This is a genomic window from Clostridia bacterium (assembly GCA_017405765.1).
Lineage (GTDB): Bacteria > Bacillota > Clostridia > Oscillospirales > RGIG577 > RGIG577.
Genome location: JAFQZS010000010.1, coordinates 1 through 25,762, shown reverse-complemented (window position 1 = coordinate 25,762; position 25,762 = coordinate 1). Strand labels below are relative to the sequence as shown.

General features: G+C 50.9%; 20 protein-coding genes. 11 read left to right on the top strand and 9 right to left on the bottom strand.

Annotation, left to right across the window (positions count from 1 at the left end; genetic code table 11):
* Positions 1-40: 40 nt before the first annotated feature.
* From IJG50_02525 to IJG50_02485, 9 genes are read right to left on the bottom strand one after another with little or no spacing between them, the layout of a single operon-like run.
* Positions 41-652, bottom strand: a complete 612-nt coding sequence (locus IJG50_02525) for a V-type ATP synthase subunit D (GenBank protein ID MBQ3378721.1) — start codon at positions 650-652, stop codon at positions 41-43.
* Positions 652-2,064 (bottom strand): V-type ATP synthase subunit B, encoded by a 1,413-nt coding sequence (locus IJG50_02520; protein ID MBQ3378720.1) that lies wholly within the window; start codon positions 2,062-2,064, stop codon positions 652-654. The genes IJG50_02525 and IJG50_02520 overlap by 1 nt, the downstream gene beginning before the upstream one ends.
* Positions 2,046-3,839 (bottom strand): V-type ATP synthase subunit A, encoded by a 1,794-nt coding sequence (locus IJG50_02515; protein ID MBQ3378719.1) that lies wholly within the window; start codon positions 3,837-3,839, stop codon positions 2,046-2,048. Before IJG50_02515 ends, IJG50_02520 begins: the two co-directional genes overlap by 19 nt.
* 34 nt (positions 3,840-3,873) lie before the next feature.
* Positions 3,874-4,488 (bottom strand): hypothetical protein, encoded by a 615-nt coding sequence (locus IJG50_02510; GenBank protein ID MBQ3378718.1) that lies wholly within the window; start codon positions 4,486-4,488, stop codon positions 3,874-3,876.
* An 11-nt stretch (positions 4,489-4,499) separates the two neighbouring features.
* Complete coding sequence (locus IJG50_02505; GenBank protein ID MBQ3378717.1) at positions 4,500-4,808, bottom strand: V-type ATP synthase subunit F; 309 nt, start codon at positions 4,806-4,808, stop codon at positions 4,500-4,502.
* 22 nt (positions 4,809-4,830) lie between these two features.
* Complete coding sequence (locus IJG50_02500; protein ID MBQ3378716.1) at positions 4,831-5,268, bottom strand: ATPase; 438 nt, start codon at positions 5,266-5,268, stop codon at positions 4,831-4,833.
* A gap of 13 nt (positions 5,269-5,281) precedes the next feature.
* The gene (locus tag IJG50_02495) at positions 5,282-7,204 is read right to left on the bottom strand and encodes a hypothetical protein (GenBank protein ID MBQ3378715.1); all 1,923 of its coding nucleotides are present in this window, start codon (positions 7,202-7,204) and stop codon (positions 5,282-5,284) included.
* A 6-nt stretch (positions 7,205-7,210) separates the two neighbouring features.
* Complete coding sequence (locus IJG50_02490; protein MBQ3378714.1) at positions 7,211-8,269, bottom strand: V-type ATPase subunit; 1,059 nt, start codon at positions 8,267-8,269, stop codon at positions 7,211-7,213.
* A 24-nt stretch (positions 8,270-8,293) separates the two neighbouring features.
* Complete coding sequence (locus IJG50_02485; protein ID MBQ3378713.1) at positions 8,294-8,608, bottom strand: hypothetical protein; 315 nt, start codon at positions 8,606-8,608, stop codon at positions 8,294-8,296.
* A gap of 207 nt (positions 8,609-8,815) precedes the next feature.
* Here IJG50_02485 and IJG50_02480 point away from each other — a divergent pair, with 207 nt between their 5' ends.
* The 11 genes from IJG50_02480 (at position 8,816) to IJG50_02430 (ending at position 25,119) form a co-directional block, all read left to right on the top strand.
* Positions 8,816-12,208, top strand: a complete 3,393-nt coding sequence (locus IJG50_02480) for a PD-(D/E)XK nuclease family protein (protein MBQ3378712.1) — start codon at positions 8,816-8,818, stop codon at positions 12,206-12,208.
* Positions 12,189-15,797 (top strand): helicase-exonuclease AddAB subunit AddA, encoded by a 3,609-nt coding sequence (addA, locus tag IJG50_02475; protein ID MBQ3378711.1) that lies wholly within the window; start codon positions 12,189-12,191, stop codon positions 15,795-15,797. Before IJG50_02480 ends, addA begins: the two co-directional genes overlap by 20 nt.
* A gap of 41 nt (positions 15,798-15,838) precedes the next feature.
* A complete protein-coding gene (locus IJG50_02470) occupies positions 15,839-16,087 on the top strand; it encodes a hypothetical protein (GenBank protein MBQ3378710.1) in 249 nt (82 codons plus the stop codon).
* 129 nt (positions 16,088-16,216) lie between these two features.
* Complete coding sequence (rpmE, locus tag IJG50_02465; GenBank protein ID MBQ3378709.1) at positions 16,217-16,423, top strand: 50S ribosomal protein L31; 207 nt, start codon at positions 16,217-16,219, stop codon at positions 16,421-16,423.
* Positions 16,424-16,601: 178 nt separating this feature from the next.
* A complete protein-coding gene (locus IJG50_02460) occupies positions 16,602-17,174 on the top strand; it encodes a xanthine phosphoribosyltransferase (GenBank protein ID MBQ3378708.1) in 573 nt (190 codons plus the stop codon).
* Positions 17,175-17,222: 48 nt separating this feature from the next.
* A complete protein-coding gene (locus tag IJG50_02455) occupies positions 17,223-18,425 on the top strand; it encodes a BMP family ABC transporter substrate-binding protein (GenBank protein ID MBQ3378707.1) in 1,203 nt (400 codons plus the stop codon).
* Positions 18,426-18,568: 143 nt separating this feature from the next.
* Positions 18,569-20,101, top strand: a complete 1,533-nt coding sequence (locus IJG50_02450) for an ABC transporter ATP-binding protein (protein MBQ3378706.1) — start codon at positions 18,569-18,571, stop codon at positions 20,099-20,101.
* The gene (locus IJG50_02445; GenBank protein ID MBQ3378705.1) at positions 20,091-21,218 is read left to right on the top strand and encodes an ABC transporter permease; all 1,128 of its coding nucleotides are present in this window, start codon (positions 20,091-20,093) and stop codon (positions 21,216-21,218) included. Before IJG50_02450 ends, IJG50_02445 begins: the two co-directional genes overlap by 11 nt.
* Complete coding sequence (locus tag IJG50_02440) at positions 21,215-22,171, top strand: ABC transporter permease (protein ID MBQ3378704.1); 957 nt, start codon at positions 21,215-21,217, stop codon at positions 22,169-22,171. The genes IJG50_02445 and IJG50_02440 overlap by 4 nt, the downstream gene beginning before the upstream one ends.
* 122 nt (positions 22,172-22,293) lie before the next feature.
* Entirely contained in the window at positions 22,294-23,652 is a 1,359-nt protein-coding gene (trkA, locus tag IJG50_02435) for a Trk system potassium transporter TrkA (protein MBQ3378703.1), read from the top strand.
* A 21-nt stretch (positions 23,653-23,673) separates the two neighbouring features.
* The gene (locus IJG50_02430) at positions 23,674-25,119 is read left to right on the top strand and encodes a TrkH family potassium uptake protein (GenBank protein MBQ3378702.1); all 1,446 of its coding nucleotides are present in this window, start codon (positions 23,674-23,676) and stop codon (positions 25,117-25,119) included.
* Positions 25,120-25,762: the final 643 nt, after the last annotated feature.

Genomic DNA, 25,762 nt, shown 5'->3' with positions numbered 1-25,762 from the left:
CGGCGCGTCCCACGGGACGCGCCGCAAGCATATTTTTTGCTTATTTCTGCTTGGTGTTCTTTATTACCTTCAGTCTTGAAAACTCCTCGCGCTCTTTTTCCTCAAGTGCGTTTGAAATATCGTATATCACCTGCGTATAGCGGGGGATAATGATATTCGAAAGCGCGTTTGTGCGCTTTTGCACCTTTTTTACGTTAGTCGCAAGGCGGTATATGCTGTTCTCGATCTCGGCAAGCTTCAAGGTGAGCTCCTTTACCTTACGAAACTTCATATACGCCTCGTCAAGTAACGAGTTGCTCGATGAAAGGCCGTAGTATATGCCCGGAGCCGACTGGGTGCTTCTAAGCGTAGGTATCTCGATACCCATTACGCTTCTGTATTTTAGCTCCAGCGAGTCGTCCACCGGCACGGAAAGCGCTATCTCATGCGATACGCCGAGCGAGATGAACGCTATCTGAAGCGCGCGGTAAGCTTCGGCAAAGGTATCGTCTATCTCTGCCTGTATGGCCTTTGCATCGTCGAAAAGCGACATCATTTCTTTAACTAAGACAACGCGCTTTTTGTCCATAAGCTCATAGCCTAACTGGGCAAGCTCAAGCGAATGCTTAGCCTTCATGAGATTACTTTTCGTTGGGAACAGGGACATATCCATTACGCATCACTCCTGGGCTGTGTGGTGTTTTGCTTCTTGTAATACTTAGCAAGCAGCTCCTTATCGATACGGTCAAGCTCGCTTTCGGGCAAGAGCGTAAGAAGCTCCCAGCCTAAGTCGAGCGAATACTCCGTAGTGCGGTTCTCGTTTATGCCCTGCGTTACAAAGCGCTCTTCGAACTGACGGCCGAATTCGAGATACTTCTTATCGTTCTCCGAAAGCTCGTCGGCGCCGATTACCGACGCGAGCGAACGCGCGTCCATTACCTTTGCGTAAGCGGAGAAGAGCTGGTTCGACAGGGGAGGATGGTCCTCGCGCGTAAAGCCCTTACCGATACCGTCCTTCATAAGTCGCGAAAGCGACGGAAGCACGGAGATGGGCGGATATATACCCGACTGGTCGAGCGTTCTGTCAAGAACTATCTGCCCCTCGGTGATGTATCCCGTAAGGTCGGGAACGGGGTGCGTTATATCGTCGTTGGGCATCGTAAGTATCGGGATCTGGGTTATGGAGCCCTTGGAGCCCTGTATGATGCCCGCTCTCTCATAAAGCGTTGCAAGGTTGGAGTAAAGATAGCCCGGATAACCCTTACGGCCGGGGATCTCGCCCTTTGACGACGAGAACTCACGCAGCGCCTCTGCGTAGGAGGTCATGTCGGTCATGATAACGAGTATCTGCATACCGAGGTCGAACGCAAGGTATTCCGCCGCGGTGAGCGCGCAGAGCGGAGTAAGTATACGCTCGACTATGGGGTCGTTCGAGAGGTTTAAGAACATGGAAACGCGCTCCAAAACGCCGCTTTCCTCAAAGCTTCTTCTAAAGTAGTCGGCAACGTCGTTTTTAACGCCCATTGCGGCGAATACTATAGCGAAGTCCTCGCTCGATTCCTCGCCGGAGCCCATTATCTGAGCCTGCTTAACTATCTGAACGGCCAACTGGTCGTGGGGCATACCTGCGCCGGAGAATATGGGCAGCTTCTGTCCGCGGATGATGGTAGAAAGCGCGTCTATCGTAGATATGCCGCTTCTTATATAGTTACGCGGATATGTGCGGGCAGCCGGATTTATAGGCTTTCCGTTTACATCTACGCGCTTTTCGGCGAATATCTCGCCAAGTCCGTCTATCGGGCGGCCTGCGCCGTCGAATACGCGGCCGAGAAGCTCGCGCGATACCGGCATTTCCATGGGCTTGCCCGTAAAGCGGGCGCGCGTGTTCTTTCTCGAAAGACCGCTCGTACCCTCGAACACCTGAACGATAGCCTTGTCGCCGTACATCTGTACGATACGGCCCATGCGGTTCTCGCCGCCTTCAACGGCTATCTCGACCATTTCCTCAAAGGATGCGCCCTTTACGTTGTCAATAGCGATAAGCGGACCGTTTATCTCACTAAGTCCTAAATATTCAATGTTAATATGTTCGCATACTCCTTTTTCGTCTTTTCTACGAACTCGTCTATCTGCGTCTTATAGCCGTCGATAAGCTCGATCTGATCGTTCGGAACGTCGTATTTGATCTTAATAAGACTTTCAAAGAGTCCTGAACCGAGGATGACGGACATCGGAACGCTCATGCCGACAAGCTCAAGCGCCGCATTGTAAAGGTAAACGATAACCTCCATCATCTTGAACTGCTTTTCAAGGGGAACGTATGTATCGCTTGCGTGGAACGCGTTCTGCTGAAGGAATCCGACTCTTATTACTCTTGCGATCTCAATGATAAGCTTCTGATCGTCGGGCAAAAAGTCGCCGCCGATGAGCTTAACTATTTCCATAAGTCTGCTCTCTTCCTGTAAAAGTGCCATGAGGCGCGTGCGGTAGGGAGCAAATTTTTCGTTTACCTTATCAGAGAACCACGGAGCGAGGTCGGTAAAATATTCGCTGTAGCTTTGCAGCCAGTTTATCGACGGATAGTGACGCGCATATGCAAGCTGCTTATCAAGCGCCCAGAAGCAGCGCGTAAATCTCTGCGTATTCTGCGTTACGGGCTCAGAGAAGTCGCCGCCCTGCGGGGATACGGCGCCGATTATAGATACCGAACCGTCCTGTCCCGAAAGCGCGTGAACGAAGCCTGCGCGCTCGTAGAAGGCCGCCAGACGCGAGGGGAGATATGCGGGGTAACCTTCCTCGGCGGGCATTTCCTCAAGTCGTCCGGATATCTCACGAAGGGCCTCGGCCCAGCGCGAGGTGGAGTCGGCCATTATTGCAACGTGGTAGCCCATGTCGCGGTAGAACTCGCCCAAGGTTATGCCCGTGTAGATAGAAGCCTCACGCGCGGCAACAGGCATGTTTGACGTATTTGCAATAAGCACGGTACGGTTCGTGAGCTTTTCGTTTGACTTAGGGTCGATAAGCTCTGCGAACTCGTCGAGTACCTGCGTCATCTCGTTTCCGCGCTCGCCGCAGCCTACGTATACTATGATGTCTGCGTCGCACCACTTTGCAAGCTGGTGCTGAGTCATCGTTTTGCCCGTACCGAAACCGCCGGGGATAGCGGCGCAGCCGCCCTTGGCGATGGGGAAGAGCGTGTCGATAACGCGCTGGCCCGTTACGAGCGGCGTATCTATCGGTATGCGCTTTTCAAACGGGCGCGGCACTCTTATAGGCCATTCCTGCCACATGGGAAGAGCGACTATATCTCCCGAAGGAGTTTTTACTTTGATTATTTCCGTATCAACATTATACTGACCGTTCGGCACTACTTCCACTACTTCGCCCTCGATACCGTTCGGCACCATGCAGCGGTGCTCGATAAGCGGAGTTTCGGGGCAAGTGCAGAAGATATCGCCGCTTTTGACTGTTTGGCCCTTTTCGACCTTGACCGTAACGTCGAAAAGACGTTCGTGATCGAGGGCGTCGATGTTTATACCGCGGTCAATGAAAGCTCCCGACTCCTCTTTTATACGAAGGAGGGGACGGAGGATGCCGTCGAAAATGTTTGAAACTATGCCGGGGCCGAGCTTTAAAGACATCGAGCGTCCCGTTGTTGTTACGGGCTCGCCGGGACGTATGCCCGTCGTAGACTCGTAGACCTGGATTATCGAGTAGTCGTCTCCGATACCGATAACCTCGCCGATGAGGTTCTCGTTTCCGACATAGACCATTTCGGACATTTTAAGGACATCGTTGCTTTCAACGGTAACGACAGGGCCGTTTATACCGTAAATCTTTACTGATGTTTCATTAGACATAATTATACACCTGCTTTATCTTATTGGCCTTATATCAGCCGAAATACAAGCCGCTCGTCTTAACGAAATCGCTTTGTGCTTCGACAAGCTTTTTGTCAAAGGTCTCGTCAACTACGATCTGCTTTTCGGGGGAGGCGATCATAACGCCCCCGTTCTCAATGGCGCCCGAGAACTTTATCTCTGCGCCGTCGCCCCACGCTGCCCTGACCTCGTCTGCAAGCGCCTTATCGTCGGGACGCAAGGTTATAGCCACGCTGCCTTCGCCCATATCGGCTTTCGCCGCCTTTACGCGGCCTACAACGTAGGCCTTGTATTCATCGGTTTTCGCATATTCCCTAAGCTTTGCCTTTACTTCGTCAAAGACCGAACCAATGACCTCTTCGCGCTTTGTAAGGAGCATACGCCTGCCGTCAAAATTGACTTTTGAGAGCGTTTGCTTATATCTTGCGTCGAGTTTTTCCTGTTCTTCAAAAAGGTAGGCAGAGATCTCGCGTTCTATTTTATCGCGTTCAACCGCTATCTTTTCATCTGTAAGAGCCTTTGTTTGCGCTAATATTTCGTCGCGGCGCTTTTCGGCCTCGGCGCGTACGGTTTCGATAAAACGCTCAAGCTTTGCGTTACCGCTGCGGGCAATGTTTTCTTCGCTCATTTATCTTCACCTCAAATCTTTAATCCGACCGCATCTTTAACATACGATGTTATAGAATCGCTCAAGCTTCCGCGACCGTGTCTGTCGGGTATAACAACAATCAAAGGCTGTTTATAGTTAAGCTTTATATTTATAAGCTTTTCTTTGCACATATTGTTTACCGTGTCGGTAAGAAGTATAACTGCAACGTCGGGATCGCGGGTGAGCGCGTCTATCCTCTTTGAAAGAGTGTCTGCGTCGTTTACGATCTCGCCCTCTATACCGACAAGGCGCATACCCGTAAGGGTATCGATATTATCGCTTAAAAGATAATAACGCATAACAGCCTCCTTTTGCGATAGATCAAAGCGGGATCTTGTTGATGATCTGGATCGCGATAAGAAGACCGTAGATAGCAATACCTTCGCCAAGAGCAACGAAGATGAGCGCGCGTCCCATGATGCTGGAATTCTCGGTCATTGCGCTTATTGCGGTGGAAGCCGAGCTTGCAACTGCGATACCTGCGCCTACGCAGGCAAGACCTACCGCGAGGCCTGCGCCTATGAATGCGTTGCCGCTTGCTGCGATGAGAGCCGCTACGTCAGCGCCGGCAGCCGAGCCTGCAGCCAGTGCGATGTTTCCTAAAGGACCAGCTACGGTGAGAGCGCAGATGGCGAGTATCGCCGCTACGTTTGCTACCATTGCGTACTTTGCTTTTTTACCCGTTAAGATGCGCTTGCCTATAAGTATTGCAGGCATAACTATTATTGCTGCTACTACTAATAAAAGAATGTACTCCATGATAAAATTCCTCCTAAATGTTGTTTTTATTGTATTTTATGCTAACAGGTTCAAACGCTCGGCCGTTTCCTTCGTAGAAACGTGAGAAGAACTCATAATAGTTGAGCCTGAGTACCTGTATGCCAACCAAAAGACCCTCAAGGGCCATTACAAAGATGTTGCCGATAACGACAACGGCCATGTTCTGACCTCCGTTGGCCTGCTCTGCCAGTATGAAAACGACCATCATCATACCGACGTGATTGAGTGCGAACGCCCCGACTCTTATGAAGGACAGCGTATTAGTAAGAGCCGAAAGCAGAACGTCGATAAGCTCAAAGAAGTTTTCAACGAAATACATCGCCTTGTCCTCGGGCTTCCACTTCCTTCGCAGGCATAAGTGCGAAAGAGGCTCTCTGAACCATATGAGGATAAGCGGTATAACGATGAACACAACGATGAACCACGGTGAAAGCAGATTTGCGCCGAGATTGAAAAGAAGAAGTATTACCGCGATTATGCCCACGTAGAGCGCAAGTCCGGCAAAGCCGTTCGACGAAAATACAACTTTTTCAAAGTTCTTCTGACGGAAACCGTTTATGATATTTAAGATTATCATAAACACTACCATCACCATGCCGAGAATTACCGATCCCGTAAGCGTGAAGCTTATATGCTCCATCGCGTGGAACGGGCCGTGTATTATGTCCTCGTATCCGAAGAAGCTTCCGTATACGAAGCCGAATATTATCGAGAACACGCCTACGCACGCTATTATCTTTCCGAGAGTTCTTTTCTTTACAAAGCCGAAGATAAGACCGGCTATAAAGAGCACCGCTCCCTGTCCCACGTCTCCGAACATCACGCCGAAGAGTATGGAATATGCTATCGCAAGAAGGGGAGTGGGGTCCATCTCGTTGTAAGACGGAAGCGCGTACATTTTAAGGAACGCCTCGAACGGCCTAAACAGCGCGAAGTTTCTAAGCTTCGTGGGCGGCATTATATCGGGGCACTCTATCTCCTCGTCTCTGTCCGTAACGAAGTTGCACATAAGCGCCTCCTCGCTTTCAAACGAGGCTTTGAGAGCGTCGGCGTTTCTTTTCGGCACCCAGCCCACAAGGTAGAACGTGCTTTCGGAGTGCGCCGCATGGCACATAAGCTTATATACCTCGAAATCGTGGCGCGTCTTTGCATAGAGCGTAAGCATCGTTTCGCCGTTCTTTTCGGCATATTCGCGCCCCTCGTTTTCAAGGGCTGTGATGCTTTCTTTCATCTTTTCGATGTCGCGGCCGAGCATCTCTATAGTCTCTTTCGGGGCGGCGTCATATTCCTCTCCCGAGGGCAGCCGCTCAAATCCCAATGAGTCGAACACCGCGTCCGCCTTTTCTATAGACGCCGTAGGCGCTATGTACATGCCGTAAACGCTTTCCTTGTCCTCCTTAAAGGGGAAGAAGAACACGTCTTCGTTCTCCATTATGAAGAGCTTGTATTTTTCGTTGCTCGAAACGGGCATCTTGCCGAATCTTACGGCTATGTATTCAAAGCTTACAAGCTTTGAAACGGGAACGTCGAGAGAGCCTAACGGCTCTAAAAAGCCTATGGCGTACTCGCTTTTTGAAATGGCGGAAGCGTAGTCGTCCTTTTTCTTTCCCAGCTCGAGATAATAGTCGCGCACGTCTTCAAAGTAAAGCTCGATCTCGCGGTCGCTTTTCGAAACGGCCGAGAAGTCTTTCTTCTGCGGCTTTAGAGAGGCTAAAGAAAGCGACTCCAAAGCAAGCGAAAGCGTGTGATCGTAAGGATTTCTCGACTCGAACGGCACGATGTTTTCAAACTTCCCCAAAAACTCCTTCGTGTTCTCGGGATGAAAATTGCGCGTGTCGCACAAGATGTCGGCTGCGCGCGGGAACATGTCCATGCTGCCTAAAACGTGTACGAGCTGCATTTTTTCAACAGACATAAAATATCACCCCGCTTTCTTTGCGCCGATGAAGAAACGCTCCATTTCTTCAGTGGTCAGATCATAACTTTTCGCCTCGATAAGATGGATTATATTCTTAACCTCGAGGTCTTTATATACGAGGTACGCGACTACGAGCGCCACGCTGGGCGTAAGGCTCGTTATAGTCTTCTTTGCGAATTTGTACTCGTATTCAAGATAGTAGCTTTCGATAAATTTCGAGCCTTCGTCTGCGCCCGTATCAAAATACTTCTTGTACGGCGAATCCATAAGAAGCGCAAGTCCCTCGTCGTAGGAATGGGCGTTTATCATGGAATTCACAAGCTGCTTTGCCGCCGTGTCGGACGAGAAGGGGAGAAGATATCCGTAAATGGACTGTCTGTCCTGTCCGACGTAGAGGCATCTGAGCACATTCGTAAAGTTCTTCATATCTATAAAGGTCTTTACGAACTTGGAAAGCTCTTTTCTTACGCCGGGGTCCTTGTGGCCTTCTATGAGCTTTAAGAACTTTTTGAAAAGGAATGTCATCAGCGCTCCCTCAAGATGCGTATAATCAAAGCCTTCCTTTGTCTTATACGGAAGCATGATACTGTAATACGGAGTCTGCGACAATGATTCGATAAATTCGTCGAGCGTCTGGCTCGTTTTGAACTTCGAAAACTCCAGACGCGACAGATGAGTTATAAAGCTCGTCGGCTCATATGAATATGTTTCCGTTTTTTTAGCCTGAAGAAGGCGCACATATTTCAGTATCTGCTCAACGTCGTTCTGTATGACGAAATATTTAAGAAGGTCCGCGTCGCTCTGCGTCGTATAGCGGTACAGCATCCCGAAATCCTGCTCGATCGTCATGGAAAGCTTTCGTTCAAGCGCCTCGCGGTCGAAGCCCCGTTCCGAGAACTCCGAAAGAACGTCGCTGTATCCCTTGTGGGATTTGAGCTGCGCAACGATCTCTTCGGCTGATGTTTTCTGCTTCATCTCGGCAAACTGCTCGCTTGTTATGCGCTTTGCATAAACTCCCGCGGCTTTACCCAAGAGTCCGCCGTATTTAACGATTTCAAACATTGAGTTTTGTCACCTGCCATCAATTTACTTGCCTATCACTTTTTTAAATGCAAGGTCGATCCAAGAGTCTTTGTTCTTGTTGTACGCGGCGTCTATCTCCGAAGCTTTTTTCTTATATTCGCTTTCGGCTTCGCTTACTTTTTTATCAAGCTCGGCAGTCTGCGCTGAAAGCTTTTCTTCTATCTGACGCTTCGCCTCGGCCATGCGTTCTTTACGCAGGGCGTCGGCCTGTGCCTTTACGTCCTCATTTATGCTTTCGCGTTTTTTTATTGCGTCGCTCGTTATTTTCTGCGCCTCGGCTTCAGCTCCGATGATCTCGCCAATAACATTCTGCATCATTCGCCCTCCCTTCGCAATTTGCATAAAAATGAACGAACCGGATTCATCTTGTATAAATAATATACACTAATACTATATAATAAATCCTTGTTAAAATCAAGTCAGATTTAACAAAAATTTAATATATTTTGACGTTGTCTCTCTTTTTTTTCATATATCCTGAATATGTCCTTCTTTTATGGTAAAATATATTCGAGGTGACCGTCATTGTCTAAACTTATCACAGGCCCGCTCCAAAGCGGGAAGACGACATATATCTTTGATGAGATACGGGATAGGATACGGCGCGAAGAGAGCGATATTATAATACTCGTGCCGGAGCAGTCCACTATGATGTACGAGCGCGCGGCGCTTTGCGCCTTGGGAAACGGGGCGGCGGCGCACGTTGAGATACTGAGCTTCGTCCGCTTTGCGCGCCTTATGTTTTCAAGATATGCGGCGGCGGGCGGAGTTTATGCAAGCGCCGCGTCGAAGCAGCTTATAATGAGCCTTGCCGTTTCGGGCGTGTCGGAGGCGCTTACCGTGTTTCGCGGCGCCGCGCACAAAAGCGAGTTCGCTCGCGCCATGACCGCCGCCGTAAACGACCTTAAAACGTATAACATTACGCCCGAGCGGATGCGCTCGGCGTCGGAAAGGTGCGAAAGCGAGCGCACCTCACAAAAGCTTAAAGACGCCGCGCTCATATATTCGGCTTACGAGGCGCACATAGGCCGCGCCTACAAGGACCCGTCGGACGACCTTACGCGCCTTGCGCGGCTTATGTCGTCGCTTTCGTCTCTTCCCGGCACGTTTTACGTAGACGGCTTTTTCGGCTTTACGCCGCATGAGTATCTTGTGCTCGAGGAGCTTATACGGCTTTGCGGCGACATCACCGTAACTGTCTCGTATGACGAGGCGCGCGGGGGAAGCGGCCTTTTTTCGATGACGAAGAACACGTTTAAAAAGATATGCGCGCTTTTTGAGCGCTACGATAACGCGCCCGAGATAATAAAGACGGGCACAGAGAAAAAAAGGCCGCGGGAGCTTAAAATACTTTGCGAGGCCTTTGTTTCGGAGAAAACCGAAACATACGAAGGCGCAGCCGACGCAATAGAGGTCGTCTCGTCGCCTAACGTGCGCGCCGAGGCGGAATATCTTTGCGACTGGATAACAAAGCGCGTGCAGTTAGGCGCCAGGTATTCCGATTTCCTTGTGCTGTGCGCAGACATGAGCGGCTATGAGCTGACGCTTAGCCGCTTGTTTGAAAAATATTCGATACCGCTTTATGCCGACAAGAAAAAGAGCGTTTCCGACATGGCGCCTGCGCGCGCGCTTACGGGCGCGCTTTCGGCGGCGTCAAAAAAATATGCATACAGCGAGCTTTTCGGCTTTTTAAAGCTTCTTATGGGCAATTATACATACGAGGAGATATGCGCTTTTGAAAATTACGTCCTCATGTGGGACATAAAGGGAGAAAAGCTTACGCGCCCGTTTACAAAAGACCCGTTTTCACGAAGAAGAAAACAAAAAAGCGACGACGAAGAAGAAAGAGCGCGCGCCGAAGCACAGCTGTCTTTCTTAAACGACATACGCGCGCGCGTAATGGGGCCGCTTTCAAAGCTTTCCGGGGCGCTGGGTCTTTCAAAAACGTGCGGCGAGGCGGTAGAGGCCGTGTTTACGTTTATGGAGGAGTCGGGCTTTTTTGAGGCGGCCGAAAGACTTTCGCGCGAATACAGTGAGGAGGGCGATATAAGGCGCGCCGACGAGTATCAAAGGATATGCGGCGCCGTAACGGAGGCGCTTTATGAAACGGCCGAGACGCTTTCGGACTCGCCATGCACGGCGGGCGGCTTTATAAAGCTTTTTGAGCTTGCTCTCTCGGAGCATAAGCTTGGCGCGCTGCCGCCCGCGGCGGACTGCGTTACGCTGTCGTCTTTCGACAGAGTGATCTCGCCCAACGCGCCGTATGTCGCGATAATAGGCGCGTCTGACGATAACATACCGAAGATAAGCATGGGCGGCGGCCTTTTTGACGAGGCCGAGCGCGAGGAGCTTAAAAGCATCGGGCTTGAGATATCGAAAAGCGCCTATGAAAATGCAAATTACGAGCTGTTTTTGGTATACGCCGCGCTTTCGGCGCCCTCAAAAGAGCTTCTTATAACGTATCCGCTCTCATCTGACGGCTCAGAGACGAAAGCCTCGCGCGTTCTTTCGTCGGCATACGCCGCGCTTTCGGCGCTGAAAGAAAAAAGGGAGAGCGACATACCCTTAAAGGAGCGCCTTTATTCAAAACAAAAGGCAAAGGAGCTTGTTTTTTCCTCGCTTTCGGGCGGTGCGAGCGGCGAGGACGGCGCCGTGCTTTCGGCGGCGGCCGAGATACTCGGAGAAGACGAAGGGTGGCAAAAATGGGAGGAGCATGTGAAAAAATACGTGTTCTCGGGAAACGAGGCGAAGATCTTCAGCCCCGCAAACCGCGCCGCCATGATAAACCGCGATACCGTTCTTACGGCAAGCCGCATAGAAAAATATTATTCGTGCCGCTTTGCGTATTATATGAACTATGTGCTTGACATAAAAAAGCCGGAGCGTTCCGACTTTGCCCCAACGGACACGGGCACGTTCGTCCATTATATCCTGGAGAGCTTTTTCATTAAAATAATGAAAGGAAAAAAGAGCCTGGGAGAATACGGCAAAAAAGAGATCGAGAGCCTTATAGGCGAGTGCGTAAAGGAGTATCTTACGGCCGAGATATATCTTATAGACGAGCGCTCGGCACGCTTTCGGTATCTTTTCTCTCACCTTGTAAGGAGCCTAAGTCCCATAATAGAAAATCTTACGGAGGAGCTGAAAGTATCAAGCTTCGTGCCGGAGGGCTTTGAGAGAAAGATAAGTGCAACAATAAGCCCCGCTGAGAACAAGGACGACGGCGTGCGCCTTTTCGGCGTTGTGGACAGGATAGACGTTTACAGAAACGACGGGAAAACTTATCTTCGCGTTATAGATTACAAAACGGGCAAAAAGACGTTCGAGCTTTCCGACGTGGTATACGGCCTTAATATGCAGATGCTTCTTTATCTGTTCGCACTCACAGAGCATTACAAAAAGATAACGGGAGACGCCGAGTCGGCGGGAGCGCTCTATTTTCATGCATACGAGCCGGTGGTGCGCGCCCCGAAGAGCATAAGCGAAGACGAGCTTTTAAAAATGCGCCGAAAGGAGTTTAAAAGAAACGGCCTTATAAGAAGCGACCGCGAGCTGATAGAGGCGATGGACAATATGCTTCGAGAAAAGAAGGATTCAAGATACATACCCGTTTCATACGATAAAGACATGGAGCCGAAGGACAAAACTTCCGTCGCCTCGAAAGAGGAGTTCGCCGTTATAGAAAAGGGCGTAAAAAGGGCGGTGCTCGAAATGAGAGACAAACTTTCAGAGGGAAGCATAGAAATAGCGCCCTTCGGCCGTTCGAGGGACACATCTTACTGCCGCTTTTGCGAATATAAAAGCGTATGCCGCTTCGACGAGGGCAGAGGAAACAAAACAAGAAAGCCCGCGCGCCTCACGCGCGAGCAGGTTTATAAGATACTGGGAGGCGAGAGCATTGGCGGGGAATTGGACTGACGAACAACGGCGCGCCATAGAAAGCCGCGCCGCAGGCATTCTTGTGTCGGCGGCGGCGGGAAGCGGCAAAACGACCGTATTGGTAGAGCGCATAATAAGAAAGATACTTGACGGCGGCGATACCGAAAGGATGCTCGTATCTACGTTTACAAACGCAGCCGCGGCCAGTATGCGCGAAAAGATATACAAGGCGCTGAAAGACGAGCATGCGAAAAACCCCGCGGATCCTCATATAAGACGCCAGCTGACAATGGTATACGGCGCCGACATAGGCACGATACACAGCTTTTGTTCGCGCCTTATACGCTCGTCCTTCTTTGAAGCGGGAGTTGCGCCCGATTTTAAGCTCATGTCGGACGACGAGGCGCGCATAATGAAGGCGCGCGTTATGTCGCGCACGCTCGACGAGCTGTTTGAAGAGGGCGGCAAAGACTTTACGGCGGCGGCCGAGATGTTTGTAAGAAAAAACAGCGACAAGCGCTTTTCGGCGCTTCTTTTGGGGATCTACGAAAAGCTTATAGCGCTGCCGTTTTACGAAGATAAGTTAAAAGACGCCGCGCTTTTGTGCGAAGCGGGGGAAGGCGGCGATATCGGCAAGACCGTTTTCGGCCGAGAGCTTATCTCGTCGCTTCAAATGACCGTGTCGGCGTATCAGAAAGTTTACGCGACGCTATCGCCCGATCTTGAGAGAAGCGAAAAGTACGGCGGCGTGTTTTCGGGCGATATGCGCCTTCTTTCGGCGCTCTCAAAAGAGGATATAACGTGGGACGAGGTATGCGATATACTCCATGAGGCAAAGTTTTCGCGCCTCCCCCAAAAGAACAAAAAAAGCTCAGACGACCTTCACGAAGGCCATCACGAAAGATACAAGGCCGTGCGCGACGCGCTTAAAAAAGATATAGAAAAGCAAAGAAAAGACGTATTTACCGATAAAAGCGCCTCGCTTTTTTCGGACCTTATAAATATGGCGCCCGCCGTAAGGGGGCTTTCGGCGGCAATAAGCGCCTTTGTGAAAAATTACCGCGAAGAAAAGGACGGGGCGGGCGCGCTCGATTTTAACGACCTTGAGCAGACGGCGCTTTCGCTTCTTTGGAGAAAGGGCGAGGGCGGCCTTGAAAAAACGGAGCTTGCGGCGGCCATGTCGCAAAGATACGACGAGATATTCATAGACGAATATCAGGACTTAAACAACATTCAGGAGCTGATATTTGGGGCGATATCGAGAGGCGACGGCGAAAACCTTTTTATGGTGGGCGACGTAAAGCAGAGCATCTACGGATTCAGGCAGGCGGACCCCGGGATCTTCTTAAAAAAATACAAATCATTCAACAGAGACGAAAGCGCCGAAAAAAACGCGCTCATACTGCTTTCAACGAATTTCCGAAGCCACGGCGAGACGCTTTCTTCGGTGAACGCCGTATTTTCCGAGATAATGTCGTCTTATGCGGGCGAGCTTGACTATACGCGCGATGAATTTTTAAAAGAGAGCGATCTTTATAAAGAGGACAGGCGCGCCTTAAATACAGAGCTCTATATCATCCAACAGGAAAAGAAGGAAAAAAGCGAAGAATACGAAAGCGAAAGCGACGATTTCGGCGGCGAGGACGACATATCAAAGGAGGAACAGGAGGCGCGCCTTGCGGCAAGGCTCATACGCTCGATGATGCGGGAGAGAGCCGAAGTGTTCGACGTAAAGACGCGCACGCACCGCCCCGCCGGATACGGCGACTTCGCCGTGCTTCTTCGCTCGGTAAACCCCACGGCCACGGTGTTTGAAAGAGTCTTTCAAAAAGAGGGCATACCCGTAAATTCGCAGAGCAAGGAGGACTTTTTTTCAGACCCCGACGTGCTTTTCGTTCTCGCGCTTTTAAGATGCATAGACAATCCCCTTTACGATATACCGCTCGCGTCGGTGATGCGTTCGCCCGTTTTCGGCTTTTCTGACGACGAGATAATGGCGATACGCCTGCAAAAAAAAGACGCGCCGCTTTACATGGCGGCACATGAGGCGGCGCTTTCGGGAAACGAAAAGTGCGCCGCAATGCTTTCCTATATAAAAAAGGCGCGCCTTGTGTCGGGCGATATGAGCGCGCCGGAGTTTTTAGACTATATATATGAAACAACGATGATAAAGGCGATGATCCGGGGACTGGGCGGCGCAGATGCGCGGATAGGCAAGCTCGACACTCTCCAAAGTATCGCCTTCGAATATGAAAAGTCGCATTACAGCGGGCTTTTTAACTTCATATTATATATAGACTACCTTATAGAGAACAAGATAGAGATATCCGCCGGGCGCGCGCAGGACGAAGGCGAAGGCACGGTAAAGATAATGAGCATACACAGATCGAAGGGGCTTGAATTTCCCGTGTGCATAATAGCGGGCCTTGACAAGCGGTTCAATATGAGAGATACTGCCGAGCCCGTGCTTTTCGACGGGGAGCTCGGCTTCGGATGCGACTTTTTTGATAAGGAGCGCCTTATATATTATCCCCTCGTATCAAAGCTTGCGCTGAAAGAAAAAATGAGGCGGCGCGTCATAGCGGAAGAGATGCGCACGCTCTACGTTGCGATGACGCGCGCGCAGGAAAAGCTGATACTCATCGGAACGAGCACTAATATATATCGCGATCGCGAGCTTTTGAATGCGGCAGAAGACGCGAGGCGCGGATATTTTACTTTAAAATCGTCGTCATATCTTGATTTTCTCGTAAGAGGATTTAAAATATATAAGGCGGACATGTTGGAGTATGACAAAAAAACGACGCTAAAGCTTTCAACGGGCGGCGAAATAGAGGTAACGCTTCTTAGAGACGCGGACTCTGACGACGCGCCCCCCTTAAAGGAGACGCCCGCCTTAAAAGAAGAGCCGAAAAGCGACGTGCAGAAGATCCGCGAAAGGCTTTCGTTTAAGTATCCGTATTCGGCTTTCTCGTCCACTCCGGCAAAGCTTTCCGCAACGGAGATAAAGGGACGTTTTCTAGAGGTGGAAAAGCCTTACGGCGAGCCGGAATACGTAAAGGAGACGATTGATCCGAAAGAGGGCGCTTCTTTTGAGAAAAGAAAAAAAGAGGACGAGCCGCGAAAGAGAGGAACGGCCATGCATCTTTTTATGGAGCTTGTCGATTTTTCGACCGTTAAAGAAAAAAGCGACATAAAGGATCAGGCGGCAACGCTCGTGCAGTCGGGCAAAATGACGGAAAGCGACGCGGAGCTTTTGGATATCGACATGCTTTGGCGCTTTTTTGAAACGCCGATATCAAAACGCATGAAAAACGCGCGGCGCGTCTTCCGCGAGAAGCGGTTTTTCATGTCGGCGGACGCGGCCGATTTTTACGACGTGCCTTTCGGCGGAGCCGACGTAATGGTGCAGGGCGTTATCGACTGCTTTTTTGAGGACGAAGAGGGGCGGTGCGTGCTTATCGATTTTAAGACGGACCGCACAAAAGACGCCGCGCTTTTAAAGCGGCGCTACAAGGGACAGCTTGACGTTTACAAAAGGGCGGTGTCGGAGGTCTTCGGCAAGCGGTGCGCCGAGTCGTACATATACAGCTTTTATTTGGGAAGGCTTATTTCGGCAGACGAATAAGGCGCGAAAAGTGCGCATGAACATAAAGGAGGAGAAAACAAATGAAAAGAGGCGCGGCACGTTTTATCATGTGGCTTATTATCGTGGTCGCGGTGTTTTTTGCGGCGTTCTTTTTATCGGTGAAGCTTTATATCGAGCCGTCGTATGATTATATATCGAAAAACGGGATAGACAGGCAGATCGCCGAGATGAAAGAAACTATCGCCGCAGACGAGCAAAGGATAGCCGAGCTTGAGGACGAACTCGACAGATATGTAAACACTTACGGAAGGCTTGAAGGCAACGAGTGAGCCTTTTTAAAAAAAGGCTTTCGGCGATAAAAAATATTTAAAAAAGCTTGATTTGGTATTGCATTTTATGTATTCGTGTGATATTATATCATTCAGTCTATTATATACTCGAAATGGGGTGAACTGAAAATGAAAGCAGATATCCATCCGAAATACGGGAAGGCAGTTATTAAATGCGCATGCGGAGAAGTTATCGAAACTATGTCCACAAAGCCTGAGATCAAGGTTGAAGTATGTTCAAAGTGCCATCCTTACTATACAGGTAAGCAGAAGCTCGTTGACAGCGGCGGCCGCGTTGACAGGTTCAATAAGAGATTTAATCTTGCAGGCAAATAATGCTGATGATGATTTAAGGCGGCGGATACGTTTATCCGCCGTCTTTTGCTTTTCGCAAATATATTTTTCAACGATTTCTCTGTTCTTTGTTGAAAAAGCCCAAATAATAGATTATAATGAGTCTGTGATTTCTTTTATGTTCTGATATTGGCGAAAGTTTCAAAAAAGGGGACGTATTATGGATCTTTTAAAGGAATATATTCTTAAATACGGCTCCGTAAGAGAGGGCAATATATTAAAGGTAGACGCCTTTTTAAATCACAATATGGACATAAGTCTTTTTTGTGAGATGGGAAAGGAGTTTTACCGTCTTTTCGGGCGCGAAAACGTAACGAAGATACTCACCATAGAGGCGTCGGGCATTGGCATAGCCTGCATCGCGGCGCAGTATTTCGGCGTGCCCGTTATATTCGCAAAAAAATCGGAGAGCAAAAATTTAGACGGCGAGCTTTATTCAAGCCCCGTGGAGTCGTTTACGAAGGGCAGAGTTTACGATGTGCGCGTATCGAAAAAGTTTCTACTAAAAAGCGACAGGGTGCTTATAATAGACGACCTGCTCGCGGTGGGAAACGCCCTTAGGGGCCTTATCGACATATGCGCCCAGGCCGGCGCGCACGTTGTCGGCGCGGGCATAGCCATTGAAAAGGGCTTTCAGGGCGGCGGAGACGCGCTTAGGAGAGAAGGCGTGAGAGTAGAGTCGCTTGCCGTGATAGAAAGCATGAACGAGGGGAAAATAGTATTTCGCAGTTAGTATATAACGCAAAGCGCGTTAAATAAAAAAATATGGAGGTAAGGGAAAATGAATGTAAAAAAGATCCTGGCTCTTGTGTGCGCATTGGCCGTGATGCTTCTTGCGTTCGCGGGATGCTCATCGCAAAAAAGCGACGACGGCGCACAGGGCGCAGAGACTGAAAGCGAACAGACAGAGACGGCGGCAGGCGTAGCCGTTGAGAACATCAAGGTGGGCGTTATCCACATAGGCGACCCCGCAACGGGATCGGGCTATACCTATACCCACGATCAGGGCATAGTGGCGATGCAGAAGGAGCTCGGTCTTTCCGACGAGCAGATAATAAGAAAGAACAACATAGACGACTCCGACGCTACGGCTATAGAGAACGCCATGAGAGAGTGCGTTGAAGAGGGCTGCAACATAATCTTTGCAACCTCCTGGGGATACATGGACACCTGCGAGGCTCTGGCCGAGGAGTATCCCGACGTATTCTTCTCCCACGGCACGGGCTATAAGTCGAACGGCAAAAACTTCAACAACTATTTCGGACGCATATATGAGGCGCGCTACCTCTCCGGCATAGCGGCAGGACTAAAGACCCGGACGGGCAAGGTAGGCTACGTTTCGGCGCAGGGCGTTGAAAACGGCGAGTGCACCTCCGGTATAGACGCGTTCGCAATGGGCGTTGCGGCAGTAAATCCCGACGCGGTAGTAGAGGTAAAGATCACGAATTCGTGGTACGACCCCGAGGGCGAAGGACAGGCGGCACAGGCGCTTATCGACGACGGCTGCGACGTTATCGCACAGCACTGCGACACGAATAACCCGCAGATAGTTGCAAGAGACAACGGCGTATGGGGCGTAGGCTACAACTCCGACATGACGGCCGAAGTGGGCGACAGCGTACTTACGAGCGTCGTATGGAACTGGGGCGCATACTACACTCAGGCAGTAAAGAACGTAATGGACGGCACTTGGGTGATAGGCGAGAAGGTAGACAACTACTACGGCTCGATGGCAGACGGCCTTTGCAACATAACCGATCTTTCTACAGAGGCTGCTGAAGGCACCGAGGACGCGATAAACGCGGCTGCGGCGGCGATAATAGACGGTTCGTTCGACGTATTCACCGGCACGTACACCGACGCGGCGGGCAATATGATAGGCTGCGACGGCGCTATGGAGACGAACGACGGCTCCGTTTTAGAGGTAGACGGCACGAATTACGCCGCTATAACGGCATACTACAAGAATGTAATTGTTAAATAATAGAAACGACAAAGGGCGGGTTTTATATCCGCCCTTTGTCTTTTTTTGAGGACTGCTTACCAAAGTCGAAAAATGTTTTTTTGTTTTGATAAGCAGCCTTCCAAAGGTTTTAAAACGTCATTTGATAAAGAGGCGGTGAGGATATGAGCGGTGAAGTAAAATGCGCCATAAGGTGCGAAAAGATATCCAAGGTATTCGGAAACGTGATAGCGAACGACAAGATAGACCTTGAGCTAAACTACGGCGAGATACTTGCGCTTCTCGGCGAGAACGGAAGCGGAAAAACAACGCTTATGAACATGATATCGGGGATATATCATCCCGACGAGGGCACGATATATGTAAACGAAAAGCCCGTTTCGATACAAAGCCCCATGGACGCCCAAAAGCTTGGCATAGGCATGATACACCAGCATTTTAAGCTTGTTAAGATATTTTCCGCCATGGAGAATATCGAGCTCGGAACGCCGGGGAAAAAGCTGCCGCCGAAGGTCTTAAAAAAGCGCGTTTCGGAGCTTTGCGAAAAATACGGCCTTGAAACAGACCCCGAAAAGCCGGTACACGAGATGAGCGTATCCGAAAAACAGACGGTGGAGATACTGAAAATACTCTACCGCGGCGCGAATATACTCATTTTGGACGAGCCTACGGCGGTGCTCACGCCGCAGGAGACGGAAAAGCTTTTTGAGATACTCAGGCACATGCGCGCCGCCGGATGCGCGATAATAATAATAACGCATAAACTGAACGAAGTGCTCTCGATATCCGACAGGGTAACGATACTTAGAAAGGGCAAAAGCTTCGGCACCGTAAAGACGGCCGAGGTGGACGTTTCAAAGCTTACGGAGCTTATGGTGGGGCGTCGTGTCTCTTTGGAGATAGAGCGTCCGAAAACGGATACTGACGAAGAGGTATTAAAAACCGTAGATCTCACCGTTATGCGCCCCGACGGAAGCACAGCGCTCGACGACGTGAGCTTTCATATAAACGGCGGCGAGATACTGGGAGTTGCCGGCATTGCCGGAAGCGGGCAAAAGGAGCTTTGCGAGACGATAGCCGGTCTTATCGCTCCGAAGAAGGGCGCGATACTTTATAAAAAAGAGAATATAGCGGGTAAGACCCCGCGCGAGCTTATCGACCGCGGCATATCAATGAGCTTTGTGCCGGAGGACAGGCTTGGCATGGGGCTGGTCGCCGGCATGGGAATGACCGACAATATGCTCCTTAAAACTTATACTCGCGGCAAGGGCGCATTCATTGACCGCGCGCCCGCAAGAAAGATGGCCGAGCGCCTCGTTGACAAATTCAGCATCGTCACGGCGGGCATTGAAACGCCCGTAAGGATGATGTCGGGCGGAAACGTGCAGAAGGTTTTGCTCGGGCGCGAGATAGAGTCAAGTCCCGACCTGATAATAACGGCGTATCCCGTAAGGGGACTTGATATAAATTCAAGCTACCTCGTTTACGATCTTTTAAACGAGCAGAAGAAAAAGGGCGTCGCCGTTTTATACATAGGCGAGGACCTTGACGTGCTTTTGCAGCTCTGCGACAGGATAATGGTGCTCTGCCACGGAAAGGTAACGGGCGTCGTTGACGCCGAGGCAGTTACAAAGGATCAGATAGGCCTTATGATGACGGGCGAAAAGTGGGAGGAGGTACGCGAATATGCAGGCTAAAAAAAGAGAGCCGCTTTTAAGGATAGTAAAGCATGCCGAGCTTTCGCGCACGCAGAGCTTTCTTCTTCGCATCCTTGCGGTAGTCGTGGCGCTCGCGGTCGGCGGCATATTCATAGCCTCGATAGGCTATGATCCCTTTGAGATATACAAAACTATGGTCACGGGCTGCTTTCGCTCGGTGATGGCGTTTCAGGCTACGGTAAAATTCACCATTCCGATGTGCATATCGGCGCTCGGAGTAACGCTTGCGTTCAAGATGAAGTTTTGGAACATCGGCGGCGAGGGGCAGCTTATCATGGGCGCCGTCTTCGCATCGTATTTCGCGCTCTTCTGTTCGGGGCTTCCGCATGTCGTGCTGGTTGTGATAATGTTTGCGGCGGGCTTTGTAGGCGGCGGCATATGGGGCCTTATTCCGGCGCTCTGCCGTGAGAAGTGGGGCACGAACGAAACGCTTTTTACGCTGATGTTAAATTACATCGCGCTCTATATCGTCGCATACCTCCGAGACGGCCCCTGGCGCGATCCCGAGGCGGCGGGCTTTAACAAAATAGCGCGCTTTTCATCGAATTCACAGCTCGACAAGGTCGCAGGCATACATATGGGCTGGATAGTCATGCTCGTGCTCGTTGTGGCGGTCTTTATTTATCTTAACAGAACGAAGCAGGGCTATGAGATAGGCGTAGTGGGCGAGAGCCGCGACACGGCGAGATATGCCGGGATAAACGTAAAGCGCGTAGTTATAAGAACGATGGCGCTTTCGGGCGGCATAGCCGGTATAGCCGGCATGATACAGGCGACGGGCGCCGACGCTACCTTGAGCACCGGCGTTGCAAACGGCGTGGGCTTTACGGGAATAATAATTGCGTGGCTTGCGCAGCTTAATCCCATAGCGGCGCTTGTGGTGTCGTTCGCGTTCGGCATACTTGAAAAGGGTTCGAGCGTAATACAGTCGTCGTTCGGCCTTTCCACCGCCTGCGCCGACGTGCTTCAGGGCATAATACTCTTCTTTATCATGGCGATAGAATTTTTTGTAAGATACAAGATAGTATTTGCGGGACACAGGGAGAAAAAGCTCAAGGCGCCGAAGGCCGAAACAAAGGAGGCGGTAAAGAAATGATATCTCTTGATTTTGTTTTAAAATTCATCGTCGCCGCGGTAGCCGCGGGAACGCCGCTTTTATTCGGTACGGTGGGCGAGATACTCTCCGAAAAGGTGGGACACCTTAACTTAGGCGTAGAGGGCATGATGTCCATAGGCGCGCTTACCGGCTTTATGGCGGGCTACGCAAGCCATAATCTTGCGCTTTCGATGATAGCCGCCTTTTTGGGCGGCATGGTCTCGGCGCTCATATACGCCGTGCTCACCATAGGCTTTATGGCAAACCAGAACGTAATAGGTCTTACGCTTACGATATTCGGCGTGGGCTTCGCAAATTTCGTGGGCGTATACATGGTGGGAAAAACGACGAGCAACACATGGCAGCTCTCTTCTGACCTTATAGCGCAGATGAAGAGCATACACATCCCGCTTCTTTCCGACGTGCCCGTTGTGGGCAAGCTCATTTTCTCATACGACCCGTTCACATATACGGGCATAGTCATAGCGCTCATATGCGGCTGGTATCTTTTTAAAACGAAGGCCGGCTTAAATACGCAGGCGATAGGCGAAAACCCGGCGGCGGCCGACGCCGCTTCCATCGGGGTAACGAAGTGGAAATTTATAAACATACTTATAGGCGGCGGCATATGCGGCATAGGCGGAGCATACTGCTCTATGATAATAAACGGCGGCGTGTGGATATCCGACTGCGTCGGCGGCCTGGGCTGGATATCGGTAGCTTTGGTAATATTCGCCGCATGGCGGCCTCAAACGGCCATTTTGGGCAGCTTTATTTTCGGCGCGCTTCGTGTGCTCAAATACTACGTGCCCTCCGTCATTCCGATAGCGTTTTTCAATATGCTTCCGTTCATCATAACGGCGGCCGTGCTGCTCATAGCGTCGATACGCGGCGACAAGGGAAGCCACATACCGGAAAACCTGGGCTTCAACTATTTCAGAGAAGACAGATAAATGAAAAATTGCGGGCGAAGATCATGTTTTTTCGCCCGCGATCCTTTTTAAATACGCCGCTTGCCATTGTTTTTTTATAATGGTAAAATAATAAAACAGTATTTATTCGGGAAGTGATTTTTTTGAAGATCGTAGTCGTAGGCGGAGGAAAGATAGGCTCCGCGCTTATAGAGCAGCTTGCGCGCGAGAACCATCAGGTCACGCTTATAGACAAGTCGCGCCGCGTAGTTACGGATATAACCAACAGCTTCGACGTTATGGGCGTATGCGGCTTCGGCGCGATAGTCGCAACTCAAAACGAGGCCGGAGTGCCCGACGCCGATCTGCTCATCGCCTGCACCAATTCCGACGAGATGAACCTGCTTTGCTGCCTCGTTGCAAAAAAGCTGGGCGCGGACTATACGATAGCGCGCGTAAGAAATCCCGAATATAACGAACAGATACAGCTCATACGAGAGGAGCTGGGACTTTCGCTTGTAATAAATCCCGACCTTGTCACGGCAAGAGAGCTTTTTAGGATGCTTCGGTTTCCCTCGGCGATAGATATAGACACCTTTTCGGGCGGCCGTGTGGAGCTTGTGGGCCTTAGGGTGCGGGAGAACTCCGTTTTAAGCGGCCTTCAGCTTAAGGATCTTCCGAAAAAGGTGGGCGCGCGCGTGCTCGTCTGCGTAGTGCAGCGCGGCGACGACGTATATATACCTACGGGCGATTTTATCATAAGAAGCGGCGATATAATAAGGATCGCGGCGTCGAGAAAGAATCTTGAGGCCTTTTTCGGCGTTTTGGGGGCGTTAAAGCGCGATGTGACGGGCGTAATGCTCATAGGCGGCAGCCGCATAGCGTTTTACCTTGCAAATATGCTCGCCGCCATAGGCGTGAAGGTAAAGATAATAGAGCAGAGCGAAAGCCGCGCCGAGGAGCTTTGCGGGCTTCTTTCAAAGGCCGTGATAATAAACGGCGACGCGACCGATCAGTCGGTGCTCCTTGAGGAGGGGCTTGACAATACGGACGCCGTAGTAACGCTTACCGGCTCCGACGAGGAGAATATCATAATAGCGATGTACGCTGCGGGCCGAAACGTGCAGAAGGTGATAGCCAAGGTATCGCGCCCCTCGCTTTCGGGCCTTGTGGCGGCGGCGGGTCTTGAGAGCGCCGTTTCGCCGCGCGATATAACGGCTAACGGCATAGTGCAGTATGTGCGCGCGCTGCAAAACTCCATAGGCTCCAATGTGGAAACGCTTTATACGCTGGCTTCGGGCAGGGTAGAGGCGCTTGAATTTCTCGTGCGCTCCCATTCGCCCGACGTGGTGGGCGTGCCGCTGTCGCGCCTTTCCATAAAGGACAACATACTTATCGCCTGCATAACGCGCGGCGACGAGATAATAATCCCCGGCGGCTCTACCGAGATAATGCGGGGCGACAGGGTGATAGTGGTCACGACGAACAGGGGACTTGACGACATTTCGGATATTTTGAAGTAACGGCGTTTGAGGTAGCGTAAGATGAACCGACGCATGGTTTTTTATACAATAGGACAAATACTCATAGCGCAGGCGGTCATGCTTCTTTTGCCTGCGTTCGCCGCGCTGTATTTCGGCGAGAGCGGCTGGCGCGAGTTTTTCATAACGGCGGCGGTCGCTGCGGTGATAGGCATAGTGCTTACGTTCAATAAGCCCGAAAACCGCGTGATCTACGCGCGCGAGGGCTTTGCCATCGTTGCGCTGGCGTGGGTGGTTTTGTCCGTTATAGGATGTCTGCCGTTTTATCTAAGCGGCGAGATACCGAAGTTTGAAAACGCTCTTTTTGAGACGGTGAGCGGCTTTACCACCACGGGAGCAAGCGTGCTTTCGAATATCGAGGGGCTGTCTCGGTGTATGCTCCTGTGGCGAAGCTTTACCCACTGGATAGGCGGCATAGGCGTTTTGTTCTTCGTAATGGCCGTGATACCGCTCGCGGGCAACCGCTCGATATACCTCATGCGCGCAGAGCTTACGGGGCCGGTCGTAGACAAGATAGTGCCCAAGATGAAAGACGCGGCAAAGATAATCTACGCCATATACATCGCGCTCACGCTGATTGAGACGGCGCTTCTCTGGATAGGCGGGATGCCGCTTTTCGACAGCTTGACGCACGCCTTTTCAACGGCGGGCACAGGCGGCTTTTCGATAAGGAACGCAAGCGTAGCCGCGTACGACAGCGCCTATTTCGAGACGGTGATAACCGTATTTATGGTGCTTTTCGGCGTGAATTTGAATCTTTTTTACTTTCTTATAATCGGCAATTTCAGGGCCGTATTAAAAAACGAGGAGCTTCGCGCCTATATCGGCATAATACTTGCCGCGATAGCGATAGTTACGATAAATCTCACGTCGTATTACGAAAGCGCGCTCACGGCGTTAAGATACGCGTCGTTTCAGGTGGCGTCGGTGATCACCACAACGGGCTTTGCAACCGCCGACTACGCCGCATGGCCCGAGTTTTCAAAGACAGTTCTTTTGATACTTATGTTCTGCGGCGCGTGCGCAGGCTCCACCACGTGCAGCTTTAAGATAGCGAGAGTCATACTTATATTCAGGATAATGAAGCGCGGTCTTCGCCGCCTCGTTCATCCGCGCGTCGTAAGCGCCGTAAGGCTGGGCGGCAAGGTAGTTGAAAACGACGTTATCATCGGCACGAGCGCATATATCGCGGTATATATCGTTATTGCGCTTGCGTCGCTGCTTCTTTTGTCGTTCGAGAGCATCGACTTTGAAACGCGCGCAACGTCGGTCGTCGCGTGCCTAAACAACATAGGCCCCGGCTTCGGCGCCGTGGGGCCGTCGGGCAATTACGAGATGTTCTCGCTGCCATCCAAAATAGTGCTTATGGTAGATATGCTTTTCGGCAGACTTGAGATATTCCCCGTGCTCTTGACGCTTGCGCCCGCAACGTGGCGAAAGCGGGGATAAAGCGCTGTCTTATACGCGGGACACGCCCCCGCGCCCCCTTTGCGGCTTCCCCCGCGAGGCGGGGAGTTTATTTAGAACCGGGGTTCTAAGGCTCCTTTTAGTTTTTTCCCTTGCGTAAAAGCAGGGGACTTTTTTTAGAACCGGGGTTCTAATACTCCTTTTCGCCTACGCGGCGGGCGCGCAAAAGTCCCCCCACACGGGGGGAAGCCTCCGCCTTTGTCACCCGGAGGAGGCGTAAGCCGACGTGGCAATCCGTATTCTTTCGTATATGCCTCACACAAGGCACGGTGCTTATTTAGAACTCCGTTCTATGATTTCTTTTCAAGTTTTCTTTCTCTTGCTTTGAAAGCAAGAAGAAACCTTAAAACTACGTTTTAAGAATTTAATCGCCTACGCGGCGGGCGATACTTTTCACGGGAAAAGTACCAAAACCGCCGGGGGACGCGGCAAGGGGAGCTATAGGGCAGCGAAGGGCAAACTTAGTGCAGTCCTAATAGCCGCTTTCCCCCGGACCCCCTTTTTAGGGCCGACTTGAAAGCACTCATCATTCTAGATACTTTCTTCCATACTGGAGTTCCGCGGCCGAGCCGCTCCATGTCTTGGGTGCCCGCTGGTTATAGGTTGAATTAAATAAGTTGCTTTT